Raw genomic sequence first — 26,456 nt, 5'->3', positions numbered from 1 at the left:
GTCCAATGTCCCGTATACAAGCCCTTTGGGGCTTAAGTTGAGAGCATTGCCCCGCACAGGGGCAACACTAATAGACCACTAACAATTAAAAAAGGCCACTAAAAATTCAAGAAAATGCCAAATTCCATCTCAAGAAAATACTAAAAATCCAGATCAAGGAAAAACCAAAAATCCAGACCAAGAAAATCTCAGTGCCACAGGCATATAAACAAAAACCCCCACGAACGCAAAAAACCCCCTTCAATCCTCATCATCCGTCCACGGAATATCCACATCGGAAATAAAAGCCACCGTTGCAAACGGCCCCCCATCCTGACGCCCGATCTTCCCATCGGCCCGCTGCCATTCAACCCTGAACACCGTGCCCGGATCATCGGCAATCAACCGGACCGTGCGAACCTCGTCCGGGTCCGATTCCTCGACAGGGCCGTCGAGCGAAACCTGCAATTCCTGCGGCCACAATCCATCGGTGGGATCGTAAATCTTGTCGCCGTCCGGAATCAGCGTGAATGCCTCCACGCCAATCGTCGCCGATGCCTCGATGATCATCTTGCCCAACGCGCGCAGCAACGCCGTCGCTCGGGCCGAGTTGGCCTGACGAATTGCAAGGTCCCCGCGCGTCAGCGCCTGCTCAAGTTTTGGGTTTGTTTTTTGTTGCGCCATTCGATGTCCTGAGTCCTATCGCTCTGTTGTGGACGGCACGCTCATTCATCGCGCACCGTGCTCCATTTTTCGGGCTGAATCCTACCACTGGCATGCGCTACAGCACCGCCAGCCGCACAGTAGAAGCCTGCCAGCCCGCTCCGTCCCCACAGTTTAGGTCGTGATTCGGCGTCCGGCAGGGAGATTTGCCTTTCAACGCGTCCCGCCGTGCTTTCGAGCGGGCTTGCGCGCCGCAGCATCCGCGGGCTTCGTGCCGCCGATTTCTGCGATCAGATGGTCGCGGAACGCCTTTACCGACGGCGGCAACTCCCGTCCGGCCATCGTCTGCACCTGAATGCTGCGCTGGCGCATCTGCGGATGCGTCAGCGGTATTGCGACGAAACCGTCGCCGACGTAACGGTCACGCACCGACAGCAGTCCCGTGAACATGATTGCCCCGGACTTCTGGGCATAGCGGTACATCGCGCCGCTATTGTTGCAGGTGAGATCGGGCTCGAGCAGCACGCCTTCGAGCGCACAGGTAATGTCGATCAACTGCCGGATCGTCGTACCCGCCTCCGGCAATACCAGCGGATAGCGCTGCACGTCGGCGAGCGACACCTTGGCGCGCGCGGCCAGCGGATGATCGGCGCGCAGCAGCGCCAGCACCGGTGCGCGCTCGGTGTGTTCGACCTTGACGCCCTTCTCGGGCGCGAGACTGAACGTCAGCGCAAGATCGGCGTCGCCGTCGCGCACGCGGCGAGTGGCCTCCCCCGGCGCCATCACGGAAAGCGTGAAGTCGATCCCCGGGTAGTGGCTGCGGAACGCCGCCATCGCGCTGGGCAGGAAGTCAGCGGCGAATCCCTCCGAACTGACGAGCTTGATCATGCTGCCATGCAACGCTTCGAGGCCGCCGATCTCCTTCATCACGTGCTCCGCCTCGAGCAGGCTGCGCTGCGCGTAGAGGAGCAGACGCTCGCCCGCCTCGGAGAGCGACATGCCGCGCGGCCGTCGCTCGAACAGCGCGACGCCGAGATCGCTTTCGAGCCGCGCGATCTGCCGGCTGATCGCCGACACAGCCACGTGCAGCCGCGCGGACGCGTCGCTGATGGAGCCGGTACGCGCTACTTCGACAAAATAGCGCAATGCGATGCCATGTAATGAAAGTGCCATGAGCGACGCCTTATGCAAGCAGGTGCAGCGATGTACGGGAGCGCTTAGCTTTGCCTTTTCAGCAACGCAAGCTTCGAAAGACGATCATTGTGACAAAAATAACGGCCTCCTAGAATCGTTTCGAAGCTGATGGCCGCGAACCACACGTGCCACACACGGCGCCGCGCCGCCATCCCCCGCCCCCCGCATCGGAGACACACATGAGCCGCGATCAGGCCATCGAACACGCCACGCAGCATTTCGAATCAGGCGCCTTCCTTGAGAACCTCAACCGGCGCGTAGGATTTCGCACGGAGAGTCAGGAAAGCGACCGCACCGCCACGCTGCTGTCGTATCTGACCGACGAAATCACGCCCGAAGTCGAAGGGTTGGGCTTCAGCACACGCATCGTCGATAACCCGGCGCAAGGGTTCGGGCCGTTCCTGATCGCCCATCGTCACGAAGACGACCGCCTGCCCACCGTGCTGATCTACGGCCATGGCGACGTCGTGCGCGGCTACGACAGTCAATGGCGCGCACCGCTGACGCCGTGGGCCGTGACCATCGAAGGCGAACGCTGGTATGGCCGCGGCACCGCCGACAACAAGGGCCAGCACAGCATCAATCTCGCCGCGCTGGCGAGCGTGCTGGCCGCACGCGGCGGCAAGCTCGGCTTCAACGCGAAACTGCTGATCGAGATGGGCGAGGAAACCGGCTCGCCGGGGCTCGACGCGATTTGCCACGAGCACAAACAGGAGCTGGCCGCGGACGTGCTGATCGCCTCCGACGGTCCGCGTCTCGCCGCGCGCCGCCCCACGGTGTTTCTCGGCTCGCGCGGCTCGGTGAACTTCAAGCTCTCGTTGAATCTGCGCGACGGCGCACACCACTCGGGCAATTGGGGCGGTCTGCTGCGCAACCCGGCCACCGTGCTGGCGAATGCACTTGCAAGCCTGGTCGATGCGCGCGGCGTGATCGCGGTCGACGGCTTGCGTCCGCCGCCGATTTCCGAGGCGGTGCGTCGTGCCCTGGCCGATATCACGGTCGGCGGCGGCCCGGGCGATCCGGCGGTCGACGATAACTGGGGCGAGCCAGGTCTCACGCCGCCGGAACGTGTATTCGGCTGGAACAGCTTCGAAGTGCTGGCGTTCAAGGCGGGCAATCCCGAGAACCCGGTCAATGCGATTCCGGCCTCGGCGTTCGCGCATTGCCAGTTGCGTTTCGTGGTCGGCACCGACTGGGAAAACCTCGAGCAGCATCTGCGCGCGCATCTGGACGCGCATGGCTTTTCGCAGGTCGAGATCGACGTCGAGCGCGGTGCGCCGGCGACACGTCTGAATCCCGACGATCCGTGGGTCACATGGGCCATTGCCTCGCTCGAACAGACCACCGGCAAGAAGACGGCCGTGCTGCCGAATCTCGGCGGCACGCTGCCCAACGAAGTATTCGCCGACACGCTCGGCCTGCCGACCATCTGGGTGCCGCATTCGTACCCGGCCTGCTCGCAGCATGCGCCGAACGAGCATCTGCTCGGACCGGTGGTGCGCGAGGGTCTGCAGATCATGGCAGGGCTCTTCTGGGATCTCGGCGAGAACTCGCCGCGCGCAATCGCAACGACCGCGGAAGCCGCGGCCTGAGCGATCAACGCAGTACGCCTGCCGCACGCCCCAACCCGCCCGCAGTTCACTGTTAGCCGCATCCGCCAAGAGGCACGCCACGATGAGCACGTCCACCTTGCAAGCCAGCGCCGCGCGGCCGTCCGCCGCGAAGGTCCATCGCATCATTCTCGCGGCGTCGATCGGCAATGCGCTGGAATGGTTCGACCTCGTCGTCTACGGATTTTTCGCGGTGACGATCGCGAAGCTGTTTTTCCCGGCGCGTACCGAAGCGATTTCGTTGATGCTCACGCTCGGCACCTTCGGCATTTCGTACCTGATCCGGCCGCTCGGCGGACTCGTGCTCGGCTCGCTCGCGGATCGTGCGGGGCGCAAGGTGTCGCTGCTGCTGTCGATCGGCTTGATGATGATCGGCACCTTGACGATTGCGGTGATGCCGCCGTATGCGGCGATCGGTCTGTGGGCGCCGGCCGGCATCATGCTGTCGCGGCTCGTTCAGGGCTTCTCGGCAGGCGGCGAGTTCGGCGCCTCCACCGCGTTTCTGGTCGAGCATGCACCCGAGCGGCGCGGCTTCATGGGCAGCTGGCAGTTCGCCAGCCAAGGCCTCGCCACGCTGCTCGCCTCCGGTTTCGGCGCGTTGCTCACGAGCCAGCTCACGGCGGCGCAACTCGAATCGTGGGGCTGGCGTATTCCGTTTCTGTTCGGCCTCGCGATCGGCCCGGTCGGCTTCTATATTCGCCGCTTCGTCGACGAAGGCGCCGAGTTCAACACGGAGCCGAAAACGCGCACGCCGCTGCGCGATCTGTTCGGCACGCAGAAAGTCCGCATGCTGCTCGCGGTCGGCTCGCTGGTGATTTCGACGGCGGCCAACTACATGATCCTGTACATGCCGACCTACGCGATCAAGCAACTGCACCTGCCCGCTTCGACAGGTTTCGCGGCCACGCTCGCCACGGGCGTCGTGCTGACGGTGCTGACGCCGTTCGCCGGCCACCTGTCCGATAGCGTGGGACGCATCCGCATCATGGCCGTTGCCGCGACGTTGATGCTGCTGACGGTCTATCCGACCTTCGTGTATATGAATGCGCATCCCTCGTTCGCCACGATGCTGCTGGCGCTGATCTGGATCGGCGTATTGAAGGCAACGTACTTCGGCGCGCTGCCCGCGCTGATGTCGGAGATTTTCCCGACGCAGACACGCGCGACCGGCCTCGCGGTGAGCTACAACATTGGCGTAACGGTATTCGGCGGCTTTGCGCCCTTCGTGATCACATGGCTGATCGACGCGAGCGGCAATAAACTCGCGCCCGGTTTCTATCTGATGTTCTGCGCGGTGGTGAGTTTGCTGGCGCTCAATGCGGTGCGCTCGACGCTGAAGATCCGCTGAATGAGGTTGGCTTGAGTCAAACTCAAGCCAACCTCACGTCAACCTCAACTCAACTGAGCCTCAACGGCATCAAGGCGCCGGATTCGGCTGCAATTCATGCAGCGTGTCGATCTCCGCGAGCACTTCCGGCGAGAGTTTCACCTCGGCGCTGGCGATGTTTTCCTTCAACTGATCGAGCGACGTCGCGCCGATCAGATTGCTCGTCAGGAATGGCCGGCTATTGACGAAGGCCAGCGCGAATTGCGCGGGCGACAAACCGTGACGCTTCGCCAGTTCCACATAGCGCGTGGTTGCCTGAATCGCTTGCGGTTTGCTGTAACGTTGAAAGCGCTCGAACAGCGAGATGCGCGCGCCGGCCGGACGTGCACCGCCTTCATATTTACCCGACAGCCAGCCGAAGGCCAGCGGCGAATACGCCAGCAAGCCGATGTTGTCGCGATGCGCGTACTCGGACAACCCCGCTTCGTACGTGCGGTTCAACAGGCTATACGGATTCTGGATACTGACGATACGCGGCAAGCCGAGCTTTTCTGCCGCGCGCAGAAACTGCGCGACACCCCAGGGCGTTTCGTTCGACACGCCGATATGGCGAATCTTGCCTGCCTTGACGAATTCGGCGAGCACCGAGAGCGTTTCTTCGATCGGCACCGTATACGCGTCGTCGACCCACGGATAGGCCGGACGGCCGAACGTCATCGTGCTGCGATCCGGCCAGTGCAACTGATATAGATCGACGTAGTCCGTTTGCAGACGCTTCAGACTATCGTTGAGGGCTTCGGTCAGATTCTTGCGGTCAAACTGATTACCCTCGCCGCGAATGTGGCGCGGGTTGTGCGGTTGACGCGCCGGTCCGGCGATTTTGGTGGCCAGCACGATCTTCTCGCGCGCACTGCGGTGCTGCGCGATCCATGTGCCGATATAGCGCTCGGTCGAGCCTTGCGTCTCGGGGCGCGGCGGCACCGGGTACATTTCCGCGGCGTCGATCAGATTGACGCCATGGTCGAGCGCGTAGTCGATCTGTGCGTGCGCTTCCTGCTCGGTGTTCTGCTCGCCCCACGTCATGGTGCCGAGACCAATCAGGCTAACCTTCACATCCGAGTCGCCGAGTCTGCGGTATTCCATCGAACCAGTCCTGTTGTGTGTAAAAGAAAGCGCTGACGTTACCATGCCCGCGCGATGCCTGCAGCGCAGCTAAAATGCTGCTTCAGCAGGCGCTCACACCACCGTGCTCAATGAACTTTCCGTCGACCTCTCTGCGATGAATCCCGAACACCTCGAACTCCTGGTCACGCGTGTGATGCCATACGGAAAATACAAAGGCCGGCTGATCGCGGACCTGCCCGGTCACTATCTGAACTGGTTTGCGAGCCAGGGCTTTCCGCCCGGCGAAATTGGCCGCCTGCTGGCCTTGATGCACGAGATCGATCACAACGGTTTGTCTTCGCTGATCGAGCCTTTGCGCAAGCGGTAGGCGCGACGCCTTCCGCAGATGGCAGCCATAGGCGACGGCAAACACACGCAAGATGAAGCACACCACGCCGCACTACCCGTGCCGCGACGCCCGCCACGGCGAACAGCGCGGAACCGAAAAGCAGCACGGCCTTCGCGCGGACTATTTCGCGAGACGAGGTCTGCCGAGCCCGCTTTTCCCCGGCACGCAACCCATGGCGGTCAGATGCACAAGCAGACGGCCTACCGCTTCTTCAATCGACACCTTATCGGTTTCGATCATCACATCGGGATCGAGCGGTACATCGAACGGCCCGGAAACGCCGGTGAAATGAGGTATCTCACCGCGCCGCGCACGGGCGTAGAGACCTTTGACATCGCGCGCTTCGCACACCGTCAATGGCGCATTCACGAACACTTCGACGAAGCCGTCGCCCACGATCTCGCGAGCCATGCGCCGATGCTCATGCTCGGGCGAGATCACCGCGGCAATCGCAATGAAGCCCTGTTGCATGAACAACGTCGCGACGTGCGCGATCCGCCGCAGATTTTCGGCACGGTCCTCGGGGGTGAAGCCGAGGCCGGCGGTCAGGCCGCGTCGCAGCACGTCGCCGTCGAGCACGATCGAGGCATGTCCGGTTTCTTTCAGACGCTGATGCAAGGCCTCGGCCAGCGTCGATTTCCCCGCGCCAGACAAACCGGTCATCCAGATGACGGCGCCACGCGTTGCGCTCATGACCTGCGCTCCGTGCCGGCCGCCGCAGCGTCCGCATCTGCAAGCGGCGCCTGCTCGTGCCCGTTGACGCTGCCAGCGGGCGCCAGTTCCGGCCCCAGACCGTCGAACAAGGGTTGCAGCAACGCCTGCCGCGGCTGCCAGCGCTGCAGCGACGTTCTGTAGAGCGGACGGCGCACCTGGGCCGCGCTTGCCGTGTTCACCTGCCGCGTGGTCTGGTGAAACGATAGACAGCGCTCATCCCAGTCGAGTCCGCAATGCGCGAGCAGGCGCCGGACGTTCCCTTCGAAATCTTCAACCAGCGCTTCGTATTTGACTTCGATCATCGTGCCCTCGGGTAACACGCGTTGCCAATAGGCCATCAACGCGTCGTACGCGCGATAGTAGCGCCCCAGTTCACCGAGATCGTAGCTGAACGGCACGTCATGAAAAATTCTGGAAAAAATCGACAGGCAACTTTGCAAGGGCGAGCGGCTGCTATGAATGAAGCGCGCATTCGGCAACGCAAGATGAATCAGCCCCACGTTGATGAAATTGAACGGATATTTATCGGTGAAACGTGTGTAGCCCGGCGTCGCGGTTCGCATTTCCGGCAGCGACGTGTGCATGCGGCGCAAATAATCGGCGCCGAGCGCGCGCAATTGCGCGGGGCCGACGCCCTGCAAGTCTTCGATATTGATGCGCAACGGGTCGTCGAGATCGCGGCCGATGCAGTTCACCAGCGCCTCGCCGAACTCCGTGCGCTCACCCGCGCCGAAAACCTGCGGATGACTCGCGAGTATCTGTTCGATCAGCGTCGAGCCGGAACGTGGCATGCCGACGATAAAGATCGGTGCGTCCGACGCGTCGCCCTGACCGCGCTTGGCCGCCAGCACCTCCGAAGTGAGGATCTCCGGCAAATGCTCAAACAGGCCGAGCGACGCAGCTTCGTCATAACGCACGCCAGGGCGGTGCAGAGCGTTGCCCTTCAGGAAATGATCGAACGACGCATCGTTGCGGCCCACGTCGGACAGCGCCTGGCCATACGCGAAGTGAATCTCCGCCTGATTGGCGGGTGTGAGCGACGCGACATTGCCGACGAGTTGTTCCAGTGCGACGAACACCGGATCGTCGGCGGTAAGGCGCTTGGACTGCACGAAGTTGCGGTAATACAGCGGCACCTGCGGCGCGGCCTCGATCGCATGGCGGTAGGCCTCGTGCGATTCGTCGAAACGACCGAGTGCCTGCAGGCAGTTGCCCATGTTGTTGTACGAGCCATCGGCTTTCGGATTCAGCCGGACGGCTTCGCGATAGGCCTCTACCGCCTGCTCTAGCCGATGCATCTGCTCGAGCGACCAGCCAAGGCCGTGACGCAAATCGGCGTTCCGCGGATCGAGTCCGATCGCTTCGTGATAACGGACGACGGCCTCGGGAAACCGGCTCAGCGCGACGAGCGTCGCGGCGAGACGTTCACAGATGACGGCATCGGCGGGATCGAGCGATCGTGCAGTTTCAAAACATTGGAGTGCGGCCTGGAGTTCGCCGCGCGCGGCGCAGGCGTCGCCTTCGGCGCACCATTCCGATGCGGTCGCAGGCTGTGGATCGTGCTTCATTGACGGCCAGGTTCTTGCAGGCTTCGCATCAGGCGGCCCGGACAATGGGGAGGGTGTTCTCCTTCGTCCAGGATCAGCACCAGCATAAGTCTGGATTCAAAGGGAAATTGTCTGACGGGAAAGTATCAGGCGCGCCCTACAGTTACGTTGCGAAAATTTAACCAACTGTTACAGCGGAATGAATCCGTCACGGTTTGGAAGGCTCGTGTAACCGGCGGCCGCTATGGCGCTGCTGTCCGTGTGGACATCATGGAAACCGCATGGCAAATCCAGACCGTAATTTGCGGACACAAATCCTGCTGAACTCCCGGGCGCGCCGTTTTTCTCACTCTCATAGGCGGCAGAAAAACGCGGGAGAAAATCGTGAGCAGGCTCGTTGCATCAATCGCGATGTTGGCCATGGCGGCAAGTCTCACCGGGTGCGTGGTCGCGCCGGGATACGACTATGCCTACGCGCCGCCCTATTACCCCGGCTACGGTTATGCCTACGGCCCGGTGTATGGACCGGCTTATGGCACGGTGGACATCTGGGGCGGCTGGGGTGGCTCGTGCTGTTACTACCACGGGCACGGTGGGTACTGGCACGGCGGCGGGTGGCATGGCGGAGGGCACGGCGGCGGCTGGCACGGTGGGGGCGGCTCCCACGGCGGTGGAGGGAGTTCGTGGAGTAGCGGTGGCGGCCATGGCGGGCATGGGCATTGATACGGTGGGTACCGGCTGACCTGCCCTTCGGCGTTGCCGGGTATCCAGCCCGAACTGGAAGTTTCAGGCCTTGCGGTAAAATCGGGTTTTGATTGATGCCGTCCAGCCGCCCCATGTCTTCAGCTCAAACTCCCAGTCCGCGCCGCGTTTCCGTCGCGCCTATGATGGACTGGACCGATCGCCACTGCCGCTCGCTGCATCGCGTGATATCGCGTCATACGTGGCTTTACACCGAAATGGTCACCACCGGCGCGTTGCTGCACGGCGACGTGCCGCGCCATCTGGCGTTCACGCCAGAAGAAGCGCCAGTCGCTTTGCAACTCGGCGGTAGCGAGCCTGACGACCTTGCGCGCTCGGCCAGGCTCGGTGAGCAATGGGGCTATGACGAAATCAATCTGAACTGCGGCTGTCCGTCCGAGCGCGTGCAGCGCGGCGCGTTTGGCGCCTGTCTGATGAACGAACCGCAACTTGTCGCCGACTGCGTGAAGGCGATGCGCGATGCGGTCTCCGTGCCGGTCACGGTCAAGCACCGGATCGGCGTCGATGCGGTCGAAGAATATGGCTTTGTGCGCGACTTCGTCGGCACGATCGCGGACGCCGGCTGCAACGTGTTCATCGTGCATGCGCGCAATGCGATTCTCAAGGGCTTGAGCCCGAAAGAGAACCGCGAGATTCCGCCGCTCAAGTACGACTACGCGTATCAATTGAAGCGCGACTTCCCGCATCTGGAAATCATCATCAACGGCGGCATCAAGACGCTTGATGAGGTGGAAACGCATCTTCAGCACATCGACGGTGTGATGCTTGGGCGTGAGGCCTATCACAACCCTTATGTGCTGGCCGATGTCGATGCGCGCTTCTACGGCTCGACCGATACGCCGCTCACGCGCGCGCAGGTCGAGGCAAAGCTGATTGAATATTGCGCGGCTGAAATGGCGCGCGGCACCTACCTTGGAGCGATCACACGCCATGCGCTCGGCCTCTACCGTGGCGAAGCCGGTGCACGTGGATGGCGTCGCGTGTTGTCCGATAGCAAGCGGCTGGCTGCGCGCGATCTGGGCATCTTCGACGAGGCAAGACAGCATCTGCGTGAGCCCGTCGAAATTTTTGAATAAAGGACTAGGCAAACGGGATTCTTGTTCGTATAATCTCGTTTCTTCATCGACGAGCCAAGTTTCTCAGCAATGAGTTGCTTAGCAAGTCAAGCAGATGTCAGTGGTGGCTGTAGCTCAGTTGGTAGAGTCCAGGATTGTGATTCCTGTTGTCGTGGGTTCGAGCCCCATCAGCCACCCCAAAGAATTCGAGCGGTAAAGGTTTGATCAAACGGCGTTGTGAGAAATCACAACGCCGTTTTTGTTTTTGCATCACGATTTGCCGCGAGCGCGAGGCGCTCGCAGTTGCGCGGACTTCCCAATTGAAGATTTCGCCGAAGCGAGGTTTTCAATTGGGAAAGAGCAACGTATCAAACCAGCCGCACTTCCAGACGCCTGCCAAGCACGGCGAATGCAGACTCGACCATCTCGATCTTCGATGAATGGCGGAAATTTAAAAGACGATCGACCTGCACCTGATTGACCTTCAACCGACGCGCCAACTCCGCCTTACGCACGTTCTGTTGCAGCATTTCGTTTGCAAGCAGGACTTTCGAGGTCACGAGAGCAGGAAGCGTTACGACACGCTGGCCGCGCTTTGCCTTCGACGGCAAAGGAATGAACCGCTTCTCCGAAAAGTAGATCTCAAGTGCGGCCTCCAGTGCGTCGAGGGCTTGCACCTCGGCATCATCTTCGTTCTCTCCAACGGTGATCGCTTCAGGCACGTCCGGAAACGTGACGAGGAGCGTGCCATTAGAATCCGGCGTCAGCTCGATGGGGTACGACAATATTACGGTTCTCCAGTGGGACTGCTTCAAGAAAAACACAAAGCCCGCGAGTATCGGGAGAGGCTGTCCGCCAAGTCAACGCACTTACCCGTGCGGGCCATCGACATCCCAAGGGTCGAATCTGTCCGCTGCGCCCCCTCCCAAGCAATCTTTCTAGCCCCAAACCACCTGCCCGGCGGGGTCGGACCACGCCGGACGCCTGTCGCACAACCCTCTCACCGATTATTTCACTACCGAGAACAGTAATTTCAGATTATCGGTACAAATTTTCAATAGTAGGGGTATACACTGCCTTCCATCGACGTTGCAGACACACCCCACCGGCTCCTGCGACGCCTTCCTGAAATGAAATCGAAACTTATCGGAGTCACACCATGAAGACCAAGCTCATCGCCGCCCTGCTGGTTGCTGTTTCTGCCTCGATCGCTGCCCCCGCATTTGCTAGCGGCTACGGCCCGGCACCGTTCTATCGTCCGTCGGTCGGCGCACCGGCTTCGCAACAAGGCCAGAGCGCACAAACCGTCGCGGCTGAGCGCGCTAACGCCGAATCGAACGCATACGGCGGCGTGAACAACGTGTCGTCGCAATCGGGTACGCGTGCACCGGCTTCGTCGGGCCCGCAATCGGTTTTCTTCGGTCACTAATCGGTCGCCGTTGAAGGGTTGCCGTCCATAAGACAGCAGCCGAACTGGGCGCCGTGCATGCAGCAATGCATGCCGGCGCCCAGTCCTGTTTACACGTCAGCCACGCATGCGGCATCCAGTCCCTGCCCCGCCCTCATCACGCCCCGCGCATATCCTCTTTCGGCGATTCGCAAAAACGAATCCGGTTACCGAACGGATCGATCGTCTCCAGCACTTTCCCCCACGGCAACGCTTCAACACCCGGTTTCCCGTATTTGTAGTCCTTGCGCTGAAGTTCGGCATGCAACACGTCGATGTCCCGCACCGGCACGAAAATCGTCGAGCCCGGCGTCGCGTCGCCGTGATGCTCGCTCAGGTGCAAAATCAGGTCGGAGCGGCGCACCTGCGCGTAGAGCGGGAAATTGGCGTCGAAACGGTGTTCCCAGTCTATGGTGAAGCCAAGAAAACCCACGTAAAACTCCTTGGCTTTCTCTTCGGAAAAGATACGGATGATCGGGATGGCGGGTGACAGGTGCACATCGGTCTCCTGCAAGTCGAAAGATCGTCAGCTTAATCGAATGCGCCTGTCGGCTCACGCCACGCGCTTGCGGCTACGCGGCGAGGCCGGCATCGATCGTTTCGCGCGCGGCCCTGAAACCCGCCTCCGCGGCGGCATGCTCGGTAGTCCACAAGGTGTCGATGTGCACGAGCCGCCAGTCGATCACCACCGCGTCGTCGCGCAATACTCGAAAATGCGCTTTGACGCCGGTGAGCACCTGTTCGACCGCGACTTCAATATCGTAGTTCTGATAGCGCTCCTGGTAGTCGCCCATGTCGAGGCCTTTCGGCTCCATGATCGCCTCCTTGGTGTCTTGTGTGCCTAACGAGATCTGCGTGTCCTAACGAGACGTCCACGGCCGAGCCGATCCGCCGGGCCGTCGTCGCGGCTCGGGGCATGCACCGGCCCGCCCTCAACGCTGACGATCAGTCGCAATCGCCAGAAAGGTACTGCCGGCCGCTACAGGTGATCTCGACTTCGCCGCCGCTCGCTTCGGCGGCGAGTCCGCTTGCCAGCAACTCCGCCGTGACGGATTGCGCAAACTTCGGCGTGGCCTGCCCGACGCCGACATCGTTCAGGCGCCGCAATGCTTCGACCGCTTCCGGACTCAATGACTTCGACATGGCCGTCTCCGTCGTCATGCTCGATTCATCGTAGCAAGTTTCGCGGCCGCACGCAGGGGGGCGTCGAGGCATGGGCATTGCGTGCCGCAGGTTCGTGGCGGCAGCAATACCGGAAGGCGGCATCGGAAAGGAGAACGAGATGGAGCGAAACAGAATGGCAGCGCTGACGGCAGGCGTCGCGCTCGTGATGGTCGGCGCAGTGGGCACGGTGGCTTTCGCACAAACGGCGAACCCGGCGCCATACAGACCGACTGCGACGCCAACCCCGGAACAAACCGCGCCGCAAAATGGCGGCGCATCGATAGTCAAGCCGCCCGAGACGGCCCCCGGTTCAGGCGGATCGAGCAATCCGGACAATATGCCGATCAAGCGGCCGAGCAAACCGACCCACGACAGAATGATGCACGCGCCGCCCGCCAGCGGCGCCAACGCGAAATAGCGGCGGCACGCGTGACGGTGCGAACAGAATGACGCGTGCAGTCGCGCTTACAGACGCGCGATCGACACCTCCGTCGACTTCACCAGCGCGACCACTTCCGAGCCGACCTTCAGATCGAGTTCGTCGACCGAGCGCGTGGTGATCACCGAGGTGACGATGCCGAACGGCGTGTCCACATCGACCTCGGACACGACCGGCCCGCGGATGATTTCCTTGACCTTGCCTTTGAACTGATTGCGTACGTTGATTGCAGAAATGGTCATATCGAGCGACTCCAGAAAAGCGATTGAAAACAGTCAGTCAAGGGAATGTCAGACGGCCCAGCGGACGTCCGTCGGCCGCGTGAGGCGGCCCTCGTCACGTGCGTCGTAAGCGCGATGGGACAGTGCGTCGTCGTTCGGCGCCGTCTTCAGTACGCGTTGCAACACATGTTCTTCCAGCGCGGCAAAACCGGCCGATGCACGCGCCCGTGGGCGCGCCAGCGGCACCGGCTGATCGAGCGCGATGCGGCCTTCTTCGATCAGCAGAATCCGGTCGCCGAGCGCGACGGCTTCATGCACGTCGTGCGTCACCAGCAGCGCGGTAAATTGATGCTCGCGCCACAGGCGTTCGATCAGCGCGTGCATTTCGATGCGCGTCAACGCGTCGAGCGCGCCGAGCGGTTCGTCCAGCAGCAACAATTGCGGCCGATGCACCAGCGCCCGCGCCAGCGCCACACGCTGACGCTGACCGCCGGAGAGTTGCGCGGGCCAGTCGTTGGCGCGCTCGAGCAAGCCGACTTCATCGAGCACGGCGCGCGCATCTTCACGCGCGCTGCGGCCGAGGCCGAGCATCACGTTTTGCAACACGCTCTTCCAGGGCAGGAGCCGCGCGTCCTGGAACATGATGCGCGTGTCGAGTGGCTGACCGTCTTCGGTGCGCTTTTCGAGCACGCCGGAGGTGGCCTTTTCCAGCCCCGCGACCAGTCGCAGCAATGTCGATTTTCCGCAGCCGCTACGGCCGACGATCGCCACGAAACTACCGCGCTCGATCGACAGATCGAAATCGGACAGTACCTTGCGCTCGCCGTACTGCTTGCCGACGCCGCGCAACTCGACCGAAAAATCGGCGGAGCGGCGTGCATCGTTGCGTGCCAATGCACCGGCCGCCGCAGGCGCGACGCTCACGCGCGCGCGATCGTGCGCCGGATCCGCGCGGTCGAAGCCGGCGGCCTCATCGGCATCGTGATCGACGATGCGCGGTTGTGCCAGTTCGGCTTCGAGATCGCTGCCCGCGATGCCGCCGAACGACGCCGAGAATGTCGTTGCGCTCATACTTTCGCCCCTCGTTGATAGGCAGGATGCCAACGCAGCGACACGCGCTCGAGCGTCTTGGCCAGCACGTCGGCGAGTTTGCCGAGCGCCGCGTACAGCAGGATGCCGACCACCACCACATCGGTTTGCAGGAATTCGCGTGCGTTCATCGTCATGTAGCCGATGCCCGACTGCGCGGAAATGGTTTCGGCGACGATCAGCGTGACCCACATCAGTCCGAACGCGAACCGCACGCCGACCAGAATCGACGGCAACGCGCCCGGCAAAATCACATGCCGGTACAGCGCGAAACCCTTCACGCCATAACTGCGCGCCATCTCGATCAGATTGGCATCCACCGAACGGATACCGTGAAACGTGTTCACGTAGACCGGAAAAAACACGCCCAGCGCGACGAGAAACACCTTCGCCTCTTCCTCGATACCGAACCACAGGATCACGAGCGGGATCATCGCCAGCGCAGGGATATTGCGGACCATCTGCACCGTCGAATCCAGCGCGATTTCGGCGGGTTTGAAGAGACCCGTGGCGAGACCGAGCACGAGTCCGATGCCTCCGCCAATCGCAAAGCCGGACACCGCGCGCCAGGTGCTGACCTTCACGTCCGCCCACATTTCGCCGGACTGGATCAGCGACCACGCGGCCTTCACGACCGCGAGCGGTTCGGGCAGCACACGTGTCGAGAGAATGCCGCTACGGGCGGCGAATTCCCACGCCAGCAGAATCGCCAGCGGCGCGAGCCACGGCGCAAGATGCGCGCCGATGCGGCGCACTAGGGCGAGACCCGCGTCCGAACGCGCGCCCGCTTTCACGTTCGCATTCGCGTTTGCACTCACGTCGGTGCTCACACCCGCCTCCACCTCCGCGTTCACGTTGGGACGCGCGCCGGCGTGCGTGCCTCGTCCCGTGCTCACAGCAGATTGAGCCATGATGATGTCCTCATTGCTTAACCGTTAGGCGTCGTTGTCGAACCGGGCGCAAGCGCTCAGCTCGAACTCGCCGCCTTCGGCAGATAGTTGTTGCCGACGATCTCGCCGAACGGACCCGACAGCGGACCGCCCGAGACCTTGGTTTGACGCCCCGGCAGCAGCGGAAACACCAGTTCAGCGAAGCGATACGACTCTTCGAGATGCGGATAACCGGACAGGATGAACGTGTCGATGCCGAGCGCCGCATATTCGTTCATCAGCGCCGCCACCTGCTCGGGATTGCCGACCAGCGCCGTCCCCGCGCCGCCGCGCACCAGACCCACGCCGGCCCACAGGTGCGGATACACCTCGAGTTCTTCGCGGCCGCCGCGCTTGCCGCCATGCAGCGCGGCCATGCGGCGCTGTCCTTCGGAATCCATCTTCGAGAACGAGGCCTGGGCACGGGAAATGGTTTCGTCGTCGAGTTTGCTGATGAGCTTGTCGGCGGCGGCCCATGCTTCTTCTTCGGTCTCGCGCACGATGACGTGCAGGCGAATGCCGAACTTGATCTTGCGGCCACGCGCTTCGGCGCGGGCGCGAATGTCGGTGATCTTCTTCGCGACGGCTGCAGGCGGTTCGCCCCAGGTCAGATACGTGTCGATGTGATCGCCCGCGATGTCGTGCGCAGCCGCGGACGACCCGCCGAACCACAGCGGCGGATGCGGGTTCTGCACCGGCGGATACAGCGCCTTGCCGCCCTTCGAAGTCAGATGCTTGCCTTCGAAGTCGATCGCGTCGTTGGTATGCGCGGCAGTCAGCAGCTTGCGCCAGATATGCAGGAATTCGTCGGTGATTTCATAGCGCGTATCGTGATCGACGAACACGCCGTCGCCTTCCAGTTCCGCCGAATCGCCGCCGGTCACGACGTTGATCAGAAGACGCCCGTTCGACAGACGGTCGAAGGTCGCCGCCATGCGCGCCGCCAGACCCGGCGAGGAAATCCCCGGACGGATCGCCACCAGAAACTTCAGACGTTTGGTCGCGGCGATCAGGCTCGACGCGACGACCCATGCGTCTTCGCACGAGCGGCCGGTCGGCAGCAGCACGCCCTCGTAGCCGAGCGTATCGGCGGCGACGGCGATCTGCTGGAAGTAGTCGTAATCGGCTGCGCGTGCGCCTTGGGACGTACCGAGATAGCGGCTGTCGCCGTGAGTCGGAATGAACCAGAACACATTCATTTGCTGCTCCTGCTTGTTCGAAACTGGATTGAATGGAGACGTGTGTAACAACGATGCGTCGAGTTGGAGCGCGCACGCTGCGCCGCGCACTGCGGGTCGCGCGCCGCTGGTCGAACACCGCTAGCTGCGCACCGCTAGCCGCGCGCATCCATCCGGCACGGGAGCCGGGGACGCGGGCGCAAAGAAGGACGGAGATACGGCAGCGAGGCGCGGACTAGTTCCGACAGCGCATCCGCAAACGCGCGTGCGCCATGGAGCGGTTGAAGATCGGCATCAGGCAGGACATCGCGACGGCTTCCCTCGACCAAACGTGCGCGTGATGCGCTCGATTAAATGGGCGACGGCGGCAAACACCGTCTGCATGGAGAAACAGTCTATGGATCGGGCCCCTGCTTTTGAACGATTTTTTTTAGCTTAGGTTTTCCACTTTCGTGATTAGCCCGACGCTAAAGCATACGGATGGTGTGCGGGTGTTGCGCCTTAGGCACGCTGGAAGCGGGTTGCCCCTCTATATAATGGCGCCACGTTTCCAATAATCCGATGCAGGCCGCGCGAACCGCGCCGCCTGAGCTCTCGCGGTGCAATGCATGCAAAAACTCATCCTGCCGTTCGTCGCCGGCTTTCTGGCGTCCCTGTTCTTTCATGAATCGACACTGGCGCTGCTGCACGCAGCCGGTCTGATCGACCCAACCGGTTTTTCGACTGCGCCGTTTTTGCCGCTCGGGTTGCCGGAGTTCATCGCAAACGCCATCTGGAGCGCGTTCTGGGCAGTGTTGATGGCGTGGCTGTTGCGCGTGGGGCCGGGGCGACACGCGCCGTGGGTGCCCGCCTTCGTGTTCGGCGGCCTTGCATTGACGGCGGCGAGCGTGTTCGTTGTCGATCCGCTGCGCGGCATCTGGCCGAGCGGCAACATGCTGCCGCGCCTCGCGGTAGGTTTCGCGGCGAACGCGATGTGGGGCTGGGGCGCGCTGGTGTTCATGCGCGCATTCATGGCGAGCGAAGACGAGGACTGAGCGTCTTCCTGGTGCGTGCTCGCCGGGTTTGCCGGGTTATGCCGGGGCTAAACCCGGCATAACCCGACTGCTTCGATTGCTTTAGCGTTGCGGCCCGCCCCCGCCTAACCGCGCAGATCGCGCAACGGGTGTTCGTTTGCCGGCCACGGGCTTTCAAACATCTTCTCCACATCGGCGGCGCTCACGTCTTCGATACGTGCAAAACGCCAGCGCGGCGCGTTGTCCTTGTCGATGATGCGCGCGCGAATCCCTTCAATCGTGTCGCCGTGCGCAAAGCACGTGCGCGTCAGATCGAGATCGCCGCGCAGCACGTCCGCCATCGAACCCTCGGCGCGCGTCACCACTTCCAGCGACACGGCCATCGACAACGGCGAACGTTCGCGCAACACGGCAATCGTCTGTTCAGCCCAATCGGCGCCCTCGCCGCCATGCTCCCGTTCCTGTTCCAGCGACGCGAGAATCTGCGTCATGTCGGGCAACGCGAAATGCCGGTCGATCAACGCGCGCGCGTTCGCGAGCGGCGCGGCGTCGGGCTCCGGCACGACCTGATGCGCGGCGCTCTCCCGCTCGATGCACGCCACCACGTCGGCACCACGTTCGAACGGTTCGGCGCGCAATGTATCGACTAGCGCGGGCAAGGCCGCGTCGTCGAGATAAACGTCGGCGAGACCTGCGTAGAGCGCATCTGCTGCGCCGATCGTTTCGCCCGTGACCGCCAGATAACGGCCGAGTGCGCCCGGTGTGCGCGCCAGAAACCAGCTCGCGCCGACATCGGGAAAGAGTCCGATGCGGGTCTCGGGCATCGCCATCTTCGTCGAGTTGGTCACTACCCGCAGGCCGCCGGTGCGATGTGCGCCCTGCGAAATCCCCATGCCGCCGCCCATCACGACACCGTTCATCAAGGCGATATACGGCTTCGGATAAGTGAAGATCGCGTCATTGAGGCGGTATTCCTCAGTGAAAAACGTATCGCGCGCCTCATGCTCGCCACGCTGCGCCGACTCGTACAGAAAGCGGATATCGCCACCTGCGCAGAACGCGCGCGGGTGCTGACTGCGCACCACCACGGCGAGTACGTCGGGATTTTCGCGCCACTGATCGAGCGCCGCGTGCATCGCGCGAATCATGCCGGTCGACAGCGCGTTGAGCGCCTTCGGCCGTTCCAGTTCGATGAAACCGATGCGGTTGGCTACGTAAGTCGCGACTTCGTCGCTGACGGCGGGCGAGGCGGAAATAGACATGGAGAGCTAGGCGCGATGGCGCGAAATGAATCGGAACTGAACGTTATCACGCACTCGAGGCTTTGGGCTTGGCGGCCGGTTCAATGGCCGAATGTGCCGAAGGCTTGGTGGCCTTTTTGCTCGCCCGGGCGGATGGCTGGGATGGCTGCGTGGCCGGCTCGCCCGCCGCCTCGGCGAGCGATGCTGCTGACTCTGCCGCTTCAGCGGACTTCTTCTTACCAGCGCGAGCGGATCTTGCAACACCTTGCTGCCCTGCGGGTTGCGTGCCCAGCCAGGTATCAAGTGCGACGCCCACCACCGTATCCAGCGGCGCGCTCGGAAATACGGGGCATGTGAGGTTGAGCGCGACGATGCCGTGCAGGGTCGCCCAGAACGCCTCCGCCCACACGACCAGATCCATCGATGCGGACAAACGCCCCGCTGCTTTCAACTCTTCGAGCGCGCAGAGCATGATGGACAAGGCGGCGTCGCCTGGGTCGTCATCCGCTTTCGCCGGTGCGAGGTTCGCTTTGCCGGACGCGGCAGAAGCTGCGGCCGTGGTGCCTGCCGCTGTGATCTCCCCGGTTTCGTCCACCGTTCCTTCATCCGCGACCGCAGCCGCCGACGCACCCGCGCCCGCTGCAGCAGCCGCACCGCTCAGCGCCGCGCCCGTATAACTCGGGTCTTCCATGAAAATCAGGCGGTAGGTCTCCGGATGCGCGACACCGAATGCCACATAAGCACGCCCAAGCGCCTTCAACCGCTCAGCTGGATCGGCAATCTGCGCAAGCGGCACGAACGTCTCCAGCAATTGCGCATAACCTTCCGCGCACAAGGCTTGCGCAATCTCATCGCGGCTCGCGAAATGCAGGTACAGCGTGGCTGGCGAATACTCGATGGCGTCCGCAATCTTGCGCATTGACAGTGCAGCGAAGCCCTCGCGCATGACGATGCGCCGCGCCGCATCGAGGATGCGCTCACGCAGCGCCTGTTTCTGCCGGCTTTTTCGTTCGACGATTCCCATAACGAACATTTTCAGGTTGACAAACTGAAAAGTCAAATTAAACTGAACACCGTTTACTGAACAGTGTTCATAAAATTCTCATCAATCAGACAACCTTACCCAGGCGCGATACGGCGCCGTCTTCAGGAGTCGCTCATGCAAGCCATAGGGAAAGTCGGTTTATTCGGTGCCGCGGGCGCGGCCGGTCAAATCATCGCGGCGGCGCTGAGCGCGGCGGGCCGGGATTACCGGGTGGTCGGCCGCTCGCGCGCGCCGCTCGAAGCGGCTTTCGGCCACGACCCGCATGCGGAAATCGTCACGTGGAATCCGGACGACCCGGCGTCCATCAGCGCCGTGGCAGCCGGTTTGCAGACCGTGGTCTATCTGGTAGGCGTGCCCTACGATCAGTTCGCCGAGCATCCGCCGCTGATGGAAAGAACCCTCGACGGTGTGACGGCGGCAGGCGTCGAACGCCTGATTCTGATCGGCACCGTGTATCCGTATGGGCGCGCGCGCGGCAATCCGATTAGCGAAAATCATCCGCGTGAACCCCACACGTTCAAAGGCCGGATGCGGCTCGAGCAGGAAAAACGGGTACTGGCGGCACACGGGCGCGCAAGCGGGTCGACCCACCTGTCGACGCTGGTGCTGCGCTTGCCGGATTTCTACGGGCAATGCATTGAACGCAGCCTGATCAACGGCATATTCGAGGGCGCGGCGCGCGGCAAGCGCGCACAGGTCATCGGCCCGGTGGATGTGCCGCACGAATTCATCTACCTGCCGGATATCGGACCCGTGGTCGAGAAACTCACCCGCACACCCGACGCATACGGCCGGTGGTGGCACCTGGCCGGCGTGGGCACGATCACGCAGCGCGAAGTGGCAAGACAGGCCTATGCGCTGGCGGGCCGCGAGCCGAAGCTGATGGTGGCCGGCAAGGCGCTGCTGCGCGTGCTCGGCCTCTTCAATCCGATTATGCGGGAACTGGTGGAGATGAACTACCTGATGACCGAGCCGGTCGTGCTCGACGACACGGCACTGACGCAACTGATCGGCCCGATCGCCAAAACGTCGTACCAAGACGGTATCCGGCATGCGTTCGAAGCCGCGCGCGCGGCAGCATCGGCGAGTACGGACACGCGGCGGGACGCCGCAAAAACCGCCTGATTGTGGACGGCTGTCTGTGAACGGCTGTCACGAGCGGGCCGGTTTGAAGCACATTATTCGCGTATGAACGAATGAACCCGATCAGCCCGCCACGTTGCCGGGCGGAAAGTGGCCGCTCTTCAGCAAGACAGGCGTGCCATTGCTGATCTGCAAATGTTCGCGCGCAACCGCCTCGATGCGCGGGCGCCCGGCGTCGAATGCGCGCAGCCAGCCTTCCAGATCCTCGGTGTAGGCGCCGAAATGATCCTCGAGCGCCTCAACCGAGATCGCGCACGGCACCGGTTCGCCGTCCACGAGCGCGGGAAAGACAACCGTCAGATTGGAGTCGCGGTAAGCGGGCGCGTCCGCGGGAAACCGAATTTCCATGGTCGCCTCATCAGAAGTATCCGGCGGAAAACGGACACCGGGGAGAACCAGCCGCTCCCCGGACATGCCCGATATGGTACTCGCGCGGCCGGACCGCGGTCCAGCCTTCAGCGCCCCTCTGCGCAGCGTTGCACGCCCCGGATCGATCAGGTCGGCATGCGTATCGATACGCCGCATTGCACTTGTGCCGGCTGCGTCTGTCGAACCGGTTCAAGGGCACGATCTGTGCTGACGCAATGACGCCATTTCGAGGGCAGCGAGCGCAATATGGGAAAATATTTTCTGCAAAACCACGAACTGCCTGAGCCGGATGCGGCAAACACATGGTTTGCCTACGCCGAAAACCACGGCATCGACATTCCGAAAGCCATCAGCATCTGGGAAGACGCTGCAACCGAAAGCGGTGCGGAAAGCCGCCAACTGGTCAGCGCGGCAGGCATCACGATCGAAACGTCTTAGCCTTCCGTTGCGGGCACACCTCCGCTGTGCGTGGCGAATCTCGATATCTATTTGAAAGGAAACATCACGATGCACTTCATGACGCAACTGCGCCGCTCCGGCCGCTTCCGACCCAGCAGCGCCGCGCTTGCTCTCATCCGCAGGGCGTCCCTGTCGATCGGCCTGCCTGCCGCCGTGCTGCTCGGCGCGGGTCTCGCCGGTTGCGCATCGTCGAACACCACGTCGCTGATCAATCTGCCGAACGGCCAGACCGGCTTTGCGGTGAATTGCAGCGGCGCCGACGCCGCGTCCAGTTGGGCCTCCTGCTACGTGCAGGCCGGCAAGGCATGTGGCGCAACCGGCTACGACATCGTGTCGAAAGACAACGACGAAGGCGGCCCCGCGGGTGGCAGCGTCACGAACGTCGTCTCGGCCAACGTGAAAAACCGTTCGATGATCGTGCGCTGCAAGTAACGCCCGGTGGACACTCAGCGGGCACTCATCAGTGCGCCTGCATCTTCGAGAACATGTTCAGCACGGCGACGCCGGCAATGATCAGCCCGAGCCCGATAATGGCCGGCACGTCGGGCACTTGCCGGTACATCACGACCGCGACCAGCGTAATCAGCACGATGCCGGCGCCGGACCATACCGCGTAGACAATGCCAACCGGAATACTCTTGAGCGTGAGCGAGAGGCAATAGAACGCGATGCCGTAGCCGATCACCACGACCGTCGCGGGCAATAGCCGCGAAAAGCCTTCCGAGGCCCGCATGGCGGAAGTCGCGATGACTTCGGCAACGATCGCAATGGCGAGCAATGCATAAGGAGGCATCCGCATCGCCTCAGGCCTTTGCAAGCGCGAGCTTGCTGTAGTCGTGGCCGAGGTGGGCGCACAGCGCTTCCACCACCAGTTCATGATCGGCGCGTTGCGGCAAGCCGGACACCGTGATCGAGCCGATCACACCGGCGCCCGCCATCGTCAACGGAAACGCACCGCCATGGGACGCGTATTCCGTGACCGGCAAGCCGTGCTTATCGGCGAGCGTGCTACCGGCCTGTTGCATCTTCAAACCGATCGCATACGAACTGCGCCGGAAGTGCGCGACCGTGTTGCCCTTGCGACGCGCCCAGTCGACGTTGTCCGGCGTCGCGCCGTCGAGCAAGCTGAAGAACAGCGGCTGACCGAACGTGCGCACGTCGATGGCCGCGGGAATGCCGCGCGCCTTGGCAACCTCGTGCAGATAGACACCGACCTGCCATGCGCGGTCGGCATCGAATTGCGGGAACACCAGCGCTTGTTCCTGAGCGGCAATCACCTGTAGATCGTGAGCGATATCCATGGAGTTCAGAGCAAGGTAAGGGGTGAAGCGCAGACCGTTGCACATGCATGCCGGCGCGCGAAGAGAACCTGGATTCTAGCGCAGCGTTCTACACGCGCTTTCCGGCATGCGACGCAGCCAATGCGCGCCGCGACTTCGGAAGCCGCTTCGCTTTGAAGGGTGCATTTGAAGCGCGCATCGTGACGGCGCGTGTTGAAGCCGGTTCTTAATTAGCTATTGCGCGGGCTGCGGCTTTGTCTTATAATCTTTTCTTCGACGGACGCGGGGTGGAGCAGTCTGGCAGCTCGTCGGGCTCATAACCCGAAGGTCGTAGGTTCAAATCCTACCCCCGCAACCAAGTAGCGTTTAAGTGGCTACTCAAGCGGTTCGAAACGTCGAAAAACTTCAAAGGCTTGCCCAACCGGCAGGCCTTTTTTGTTTTCTGCCTCCCCTTCTGCGCCGCGCAATTGCGCACATTTCGCCCGCCGAATTGCACTCGGCTTCCATGGCTCCATTTCGTAGCCGGACAAGCACTCACCAATCTTTGACAGGCCGTGCCGCGCTCATCACGCATTCCGCCTGGCCCTCCATCACTCCGGCTCACGTTCGTTGATCCGGACTCCAAACAGACCCGCATTCTTCCTCGACGGCAGTGATAGCCGCGTGCGTCGACTGAGCCCGGCCCGTGAAATATCCCCGCGCCGCCATGACAGACGCATCCCACCATGGACCGCTCCCGGCAAAGCTCGCCCCAGTGATAAACTCCCATCACCCTTTCTCGTCCCCTTCCTATGAAATTCTGTTCTGTCTGCGGCCACGGCGTCAGCCTGAGCATCCCGCCGGGTGACAACCGCGAGCGCTTCGTATGCGGCAATTGCGGCACGGTGCATTATCAGAATCCGCGCAACGTGGTCGGCACCGTTCCGGTTTGGGACGACAAAGTGCTGCTGTGCCGTCGCGCGATCGAACCGCGCTACGGCTACTGGACGCTGCCGGCAGGCTTCATGGAAATGGGCGAAACCACCGCCGAAGCGGCTTCGCGCGAAACACTGGAAGAAGCCGGTGCGCGCGTCGAGGTGCAGAGCCTGTTCTCGCTGCTGAACGTGCCGCACGTGCATCAGGTGCATCTGTTTTATATGGCGCGCCTGCTCGACCTCGACATCGAAGCCGGCGAGGAAAGCCTCGAAGTGAAACTCTTCGAGGAACACGAAATTCCGTGGGACGAGATCGCCTTCCCCACCGTCGGCCAGACCTTGCGTTTCTTTTTCGCCGACCGCGCCGCCGGCAGCTTCGGGCTGCACACGGGCGACATCTTCCGCTCGCTGCGCGAAGGTTGAGCGGCGCGCATGGTTCCCTGGCTCGGACCTGACGATCCGTTTCCCCCCGTCGAGCGCGCGCTCGGCGCGGCAAGCGGCGCACCCGGCCTGCTCGCCGCCAGCGGCGACCTGCTGCCGTCGCGGCTGATCGACGCGTACCGGCGCGGCATCTTCCCGTGGTATTCGGACGGCCAGCCGGTGCTGTGGTGGAGTCCCGATCCGCGCATGATCCTGCGCCCTGCCGAATTCAAAGTGTCGCCGTCACTGCGCAAAACGCTCAAGCGCGTGCTGCGTGAGGACGCGTGGGAAATCCGTGTCGACCATGATTTCGCCGCCGTGATGCGCGCCTGCGCGCAGGCGCCGCGGCGCGGCCAGCGCGGCACGTGGATCACGGCGGACGTGGTCGAAGCCTATTCGTCGCTGCACCGGGTGGGCGATGCGCACAGCATCGAGACCTGGTTTGAAGGCAAGCGCGTAGGCGGTTTGTATGGGGTGTCGTTCGGCCGGATGTTCTTCGGCGAATCGATGTTCGCGGAGGTGACCGATGCGTCGAAAATGGCGCTGGCCGCGCTTGTCGGACACTTGCGCTGTCACGAAATAGAAATGATAGACTGCCAGCAGAACACGTCGCATCTGGCGTCGCTAGGCGGCCGCGAGATAGCGCGCAAAGCGTTCATCGCGCATGTTCGCGCGTCTGTCGATGCACCGCCGATTCCCTGGCGTTTCGACAAGACCGTCTTGCGCGATGTCGTCGCGCCGGCGGCGTAGGAAGAATCAGGCCGAATCCGGATCCGCCGCCTACCGAGCCGCGGGTCACGCGCCGCGGGTTTCAAACCGCAAGGCGCCGGGTTTGCAATACCAGAGATGCTTCGAGAGCTGCCAACGTGACTCATCCCAACGAGCTGCCTCTTTCTCCGCTTTCCGCGCTGCAATTTTATGCAACGGCGCCCTATCCCTGCAGTTATCTGGATGGACGCATCGCGCGCTCGCAAGTCGCCACACCCAGTCATCTGATCAACTCCGACGTCTATACCGACCTGGTCAAAGCCGGCTTCCGCCGTTCGGGCGTATTCACCTACCGCCCGTATTGCGACGGCTGCCGCGCCTGCGTGCCGGTGCGCGTGCCGGTCGATCTTTTCGAGGCGAACCGCACGCAACGCCGGGTCTGGAAAAAGCACGGCGAACTGATTGCAACGGTCGCCCCACTGCACTACGACGAAGAGCACTACGCGCTCTATATGCGCTATCAGTCGGCACGGCATGCCGGTGGCGGCATGGACCGCGACAGCCGCGACCAGTACGAACAGTTCCTGCTGCAGAGCCGGATCAACTCGCGGCTGGTCGAATTCCGCGAGCCGCTGCCGGATCACCCCGACGCGCCGGGCATCCTGCGCATGATCAGCATGATCGACATCCTCGGTGACGGGCTCTCGTCGGTGTACACGTTCTTCGAACCGGATCTGCCGCACACCAGCTTCGGCACCTACAACATCTACTGGCAGATCGAGCAGGCACGCAGCCTCAAGCTGCCCTACGTGTACCTCGGCTACTGGATTCGCGAGAGTCCGAAGATGGCGTACAAGGCGAATTTCCGGCCGCTCGAAGGCTTGATCGACGGCGCATGGAAAGTGCTCGATCCCACCAGCGTCGATCTGCCGCCGGTCGATCTGGCGATTCAGGGCCGGCGCGGGCCGCTGCGGCCGTAGGCGCGCGGCGGGCGGAACCAGCGTCCGCGCCTGCGCCTACGTACCTTGCCTTG

The 26,456-nt window shown here is 62.5% G+C and carries 33 protein-coding genes and 2 tRNA genes; 17 read left to right on the top strand and 18 right to left on the bottom strand.

Annotation, left to right across the window (positions count from 1 at the left end):
• Window positions 1-240: 240 nt before the first annotated feature.
• Window positions 241-663 (bottom strand): hypothetical protein, encoded by a 423-nt coding sequence (locus PQQ95_RS30055; RefSeq protein WP_408444213.1) that lies wholly within the window; start codon window positions 661-663, stop codon window positions 241-243.
• Between the two features lie 192 nt (window positions 664-855).
• Entirely contained in the window at window positions 856-1,815 is a 960-nt protein-coding gene (locus tag PQQ95_RS30050; RefSeq protein WP_408444210.1) for a LysR family transcriptional regulator, read from the bottom strand.
• 200 nt (window positions 1,816-2,015) lie between these two features.
• Between PQQ95_RS30050 and PQQ95_RS30045 the strand changes: the two genes are divergently transcribed.
• A complete protein-coding gene (locus PQQ95_RS30045) occupies window positions 2,016-3,428 on the top strand; it encodes a M20 family metallopeptidase (RefSeq protein WP_408444207.1) in 1,413 nt (470 codons plus the stop codon).
• An 82-nt stretch (window positions 3,429-3,510) separates the two neighbouring features.
• Complete coding sequence (locus PQQ95_RS30040; protein ID WP_408444205.1) at window positions 3,511-4,794, top strand: MFS transporter; 1,284 nt, start codon at window positions 3,511-3,513, stop codon at window positions 4,792-4,794.
• A gap of 69 nt (window positions 4,795-4,863) precedes the next feature.
• Here PQQ95_RS30040 and PQQ95_RS30035 read toward each other — a convergent pair whose 3' ends face one another.
• Entirely contained in the window at window positions 4,864-5,916 is a 1,053-nt protein-coding gene (locus PQQ95_RS30035) for an NADP(H)-dependent aldo-keto reductase (protein ID WP_408444203.1), read from the bottom strand.
• 136 nt (window positions 5,917-6,052) lie between these two features.
• Between PQQ95_RS30035 and PQQ95_RS30030 the strand changes: the two genes are divergently transcribed.
• Window positions 6,053-6,265 (top strand): DUF3820 family protein, encoded by a 213-nt coding sequence (locus PQQ95_RS30030; RefSeq protein WP_006048800.1) that lies wholly within the window; start codon window positions 6,053-6,055, stop codon window positions 6,263-6,265.
• A gap of 141 nt (window positions 6,266-6,406) precedes the next feature.
• On the opposite strand, the gene cysC is transcribed toward PQQ95_RS30030, so the two are convergent.
• Window positions 6,407-6,979, bottom strand: coding sequence for an adenylyl-sulfate kinase (gene cysC / locus PQQ95_RS30025; protein ID WP_408444200.1), 573 nt, complete (start codon window positions 6,977-6,979; stop codon window positions 6,407-6,409).
• On the bottom strand, window positions 6,976-8,568 hold the full coding sequence (locus tag PQQ95_RS30020) for a tetratricopeptide repeat-containing sulfotransferase family protein (protein WP_408444197.1): 1,593 nt from the start codon (window positions 8,566-8,568) through the stop codon (window positions 6,976-6,978). The genes cysC and PQQ95_RS30020 overlap by 4 nt, the downstream gene beginning before the upstream one ends.
• A 363-nt stretch (window positions 8,569-8,931) precedes the next feature.
• Between PQQ95_RS30020 and PQQ95_RS30015 the strand changes: the two genes are divergently transcribed.
• The 3 genes from PQQ95_RS30015 to PQQ95_RS30005 all read left to right on the top strand — a co-directional run bounded on the left by PQQ95_RS30015 (window position 8,932) and on the right by PQQ95_RS30005 (window position 10,564).
• Window positions 8,932-9,270, top strand: coding sequence for a hypothetical protein (locus PQQ95_RS30015; RefSeq protein WP_408444196.1), 339 nt, complete (start codon window positions 8,932-8,934; stop codon window positions 9,268-9,270).
• A gap of 113 nt (window positions 9,271-9,383) precedes the next feature.
• Complete coding sequence (dusA, locus tag PQQ95_RS30010; protein WP_408444193.1) at window positions 9,384-10,385, top strand: tRNA dihydrouridine(20/20a) synthase DusA; 1,002 nt, start codon at window positions 9,384-9,386, stop codon at window positions 10,383-10,385.
• A 103-nt stretch (window positions 10,386-10,488) separates the two neighbouring features.
• Window positions 10,489-10,564: transfer RNA gene (locus tag PQQ95_RS30005), tRNA-His, on the top strand.
• A gap of 168 nt (window positions 10,565-10,732) precedes the next feature.
• Here the strand turns inward: PQQ95_RS30005 and PQQ95_RS30000 are convergent.
• Window positions 10,733-11,152, bottom strand: a complete 420-nt coding sequence (locus tag PQQ95_RS30000; protein ID WP_408444226.1) for a type II toxin-antitoxin system HicB family antitoxin — start codon at window positions 11,150-11,152, stop codon at window positions 10,733-10,735.
• A 371-nt stretch (window positions 11,153-11,523) separates the two neighbouring features.
• On the opposite strand from PQQ95_RS30000, the gene PQQ95_RS29995 reads away from it, so the two are divergent.
• Window positions 11,524-11,793: a hypothetical protein gene (locus PQQ95_RS29995; protein ID WP_120291432.1), complete on the top strand. Its 270-nt coding sequence runs from the start codon at window positions 11,524-11,526 to the stop codon at window positions 11,791-11,793.
• Window positions 11,794-11,929: 136 nt separating this feature from the next.
• Here PQQ95_RS29995 and PQQ95_RS29990 read toward each other — a convergent pair whose 3' ends face one another.
• From PQQ95_RS29990 to PQQ95_RS29980, 3 genes are all read right to left on the bottom strand, one after another.
• Complete coding sequence (locus PQQ95_RS29990; RefSeq protein WP_408444190.1) at window positions 11,930-12,310, bottom strand: glyoxalase superfamily protein; 381 nt, start codon at window positions 12,308-12,310, stop codon at window positions 11,930-11,932.
• 73 nt (window positions 12,311-12,383) lie between these two features.
• Window positions 12,384-12,626 carry a DUF6566 family protein gene (locus PQQ95_RS29985; RefSeq protein ID WP_408444188.1) on the bottom strand — a complete coding sequence of 81 codons (243 nt, stop codon included), beginning with the start codon at window positions 12,624-12,626 and terminating at the stop codon, window positions 12,384-12,386.
• Window positions 12,627-12,756: 130 nt separating this feature from the next.
• On the bottom strand, window positions 12,757-12,954 hold the full coding sequence (locus PQQ95_RS29980) for a hypothetical protein (RefSeq protein ID WP_408444185.1): 198 nt from the start codon (window positions 12,952-12,954) through the stop codon (window positions 12,757-12,759).
• 139 nt (window positions 12,955-13,093) lie between these two features.
• On the opposite strand from PQQ95_RS29980, the gene PQQ95_RS29975 reads away from it, so the two are divergent.
• Entirely contained in the window at window positions 13,094-13,393 is a 300-nt protein-coding gene (locus tag PQQ95_RS29975) for a hypothetical protein (RefSeq protein WP_408444183.1), read from the top strand.
• 47 nt (window positions 13,394-13,440) lie between these two features.
• On the opposite strand, the gene PQQ95_RS29970 is transcribed toward PQQ95_RS29975, so the two are convergent.
• Genes PQQ95_RS29970 through ssuC form a run of 3 tightly spaced genes read right to left on the bottom strand, consistent with a single transcriptional unit; the run spans window position 13,441 to window position 15,479 of the window.
• Window positions 13,441-13,656, bottom strand: a complete 216-nt coding sequence (locus tag PQQ95_RS29970) for a TOBE domain-containing protein (RefSeq protein ID WP_028198179.1) — start codon at window positions 13,654-13,656, stop codon at window positions 13,441-13,443.
• A 48-nt stretch (window positions 13,657-13,704) separates the two neighbouring features.
• Complete coding sequence (locus PQQ95_RS29965) at window positions 13,705-14,706, bottom strand: ATP-binding cassette domain-containing protein (RefSeq protein ID WP_408444180.1); 1,002 nt, start codon at window positions 14,704-14,706, stop codon at window positions 13,705-13,707.
• On the bottom strand, window positions 14,703-15,479 hold the full coding sequence (ssuC, locus tag PQQ95_RS29960; RefSeq protein ID WP_408444225.1) for an aliphatic sulfonate ABC transporter permease SsuC: 777 nt from the start codon (window positions 15,477-15,479) through the stop codon (window positions 14,703-14,705). Before ssuC ends, PQQ95_RS29965 begins: the two co-directional genes overlap by 4 nt.
• 45 nt (window positions 15,480-15,524) lie before the next feature.
• On the opposite strand from ssuC, the gene PQQ95_RS29955 reads away from it, so the two are divergent.
• On the top strand, window positions 15,525-15,656 hold the full coding sequence (locus PQQ95_RS29955; RefSeq protein ID WP_408444222.1) for a hypothetical protein: 132 nt from the start codon (window positions 15,525-15,527) through the stop codon (window positions 15,654-15,656).
• A gap of 35 nt (window positions 15,657-15,691) precedes the next feature.
• Here the strand turns inward: PQQ95_RS29955 and ssuD are convergent, their stop codons facing one another.
• Window positions 15,692-16,852, bottom strand: a complete 1,161-nt coding sequence (ssuD, locus tag PQQ95_RS29950) for an FMNH2-dependent alkanesulfonate monooxygenase (protein ID WP_408444178.1) — start codon at window positions 16,850-16,852, stop codon at window positions 15,692-15,694.
• A 587-nt stretch (window positions 16,853-17,439) separates the two neighbouring features.
• On the opposite strand from ssuD, the gene PQQ95_RS29945 reads away from it, so the two are divergent.
• Complete coding sequence (locus tag PQQ95_RS29945; protein ID WP_408444175.1) at window positions 17,440-17,865, top strand: hypothetical protein; 426 nt, start codon at window positions 17,440-17,442, stop codon at window positions 17,863-17,865.
• Between the two features lie 104 nt (window positions 17,866-17,969).
• Here PQQ95_RS29945 and PQQ95_RS29940 read toward each other — a convergent pair whose 3' ends face one another.
• Together PQQ95_RS29940 and PQQ95_RS29935 are read right to left on the bottom strand one after the other, a co-directional pair.
• On the bottom strand, window positions 17,970-19,106 hold the full coding sequence (locus PQQ95_RS29940) for an enoyl-CoA hydratase/isomerase family protein (RefSeq protein WP_408444173.1): 1,137 nt from the start codon (window positions 19,104-19,106) through the stop codon (window positions 17,970-17,972).
• Window positions 19,107-19,152: 46 nt separating this feature from the next.
• Window positions 19,153-20,109, bottom strand: coding sequence for a TetR/AcrR family transcriptional regulator (locus PQQ95_RS29935; RefSeq protein WP_408444171.1), 957 nt, complete (start codon window positions 20,107-20,109; stop codon window positions 19,153-19,155).
• 135 nt (window positions 20,110-20,244) lie between these two features.
• Between PQQ95_RS29935 and PQQ95_RS29930 the strand changes: the two genes are divergently transcribed.
• Window positions 20,245-21,255, top strand: coding sequence for an NAD-dependent epimerase/dehydratase family protein (locus tag PQQ95_RS29930; protein WP_408444168.1), 1,011 nt, complete (start codon window positions 20,245-20,247; stop codon window positions 21,253-21,255).
• Between the two features lie 81 nt (window positions 21,256-21,336).
• Here the strand turns inward: PQQ95_RS29930 and PQQ95_RS29925 are convergent, their stop codons facing one another.
• Complete coding sequence (locus PQQ95_RS29925) at window positions 21,337-21,621, bottom strand: DUF1488 family protein (RefSeq protein ID WP_408444166.1); 285 nt, start codon at window positions 21,619-21,621, stop codon at window positions 21,337-21,339.
• Between the two features lie 267 nt (window positions 21,622-21,888).
• On the opposite strand from PQQ95_RS29925, the gene PQQ95_RS29920 reads away from it, so the two are divergent.
• Together PQQ95_RS29920 and PQQ95_RS29915 are read left to right on the top strand one after the other, a co-directional pair.
• On the top strand, window positions 21,889-22,080 hold the full coding sequence (locus PQQ95_RS29920) for a hypothetical protein (RefSeq protein WP_408444163.1): 192 nt from the start codon (window positions 21,889-21,891) through the stop codon (window positions 22,078-22,080).
• Window positions 22,081-22,149: 69 nt separating this feature from the next.
• The gene (locus PQQ95_RS29915) at window positions 22,150-22,533 is read left to right on the top strand and encodes a hypothetical protein (RefSeq protein ID WP_408444162.1); all 384 of its coding nucleotides are present in this window, start codon (window positions 22,150-22,152) and stop codon (window positions 22,531-22,533) included.
• Between the two features lie 28 nt (window positions 22,534-22,561).
• On the opposite strand, the gene PQQ95_RS29910 is transcribed toward PQQ95_RS29915, so the two are convergent.
• Both PQQ95_RS29910 and PQQ95_RS29905 read right to left on the bottom strand, forming a co-directional pair.
• Window positions 22,562-22,894, bottom strand: coding sequence for a DMT family transporter (locus PQQ95_RS29910; protein WP_408444160.1), 333 nt, complete (start codon window positions 22,892-22,894; stop codon window positions 22,562-22,564).
• A gap of 10 nt (window positions 22,895-22,904) precedes the next feature.
• Window positions 22,905-23,402, bottom strand: a complete 498-nt coding sequence (locus tag PQQ95_RS29905; protein WP_408444157.1) for a heme-degrading domain-containing protein — start codon at window positions 23,400-23,402, stop codon at window positions 22,905-22,907.
• Window positions 23,403-23,662: 260 nt separating this feature from the next.
• Here PQQ95_RS29905 and PQQ95_RS29900 point away from each other — a divergent pair.
• From PQQ95_RS29900 to PQQ95_RS29885, 4 genes are all read left to right on the top strand, one after another.
• A tRNA-Met gene (locus tag PQQ95_RS29900) sits at window positions 23,663-23,739 on the top strand.
• Window positions 23,740-24,172: 433 nt separating this feature from the next.
• Entirely contained in the window at window positions 24,173-24,718 is a 546-nt protein-coding gene (locus tag PQQ95_RS29895; RefSeq protein WP_408444154.1) for an NUDIX hydrolase, read from the top strand.
• 9 nt (window positions 24,719-24,727) lie between these two features.
• Window positions 24,728-25,465: a leucyl/phenylalanyl-tRNA--protein transferase gene (gene aat, locus PQQ95_RS29890; protein ID WP_408444152.1), complete on the top strand. Its 738-nt coding sequence runs from the start codon at window positions 24,728-24,730 to the stop codon at window positions 25,463-25,465.
• Window positions 25,466-25,581: 116 nt separating this feature from the next.
• Complete coding sequence (locus PQQ95_RS29885; RefSeq protein WP_408444150.1) at window positions 25,582-26,403, top strand: arginyltransferase; 822 nt, start codon at window positions 25,582-25,584, stop codon at window positions 26,401-26,403.
• Window positions 26,404-26,456: the final 53 nt, after the last annotated feature.

Source organism: Paraburkholderia caffeinilytica (assembly GCF_046030355.1).
Taxonomy (GTDB): domain Bacteria; phylum Pseudomonadota; class Gammaproteobacteria; order Burkholderiales; family Burkholderiaceae; genus Paraburkholderia; species Paraburkholderia caffeinilytica_B.
Note: the sequence above shows the minus strand (reverse complement) of the source record. Positions and strands in the feature narration are given on the sequence as shown.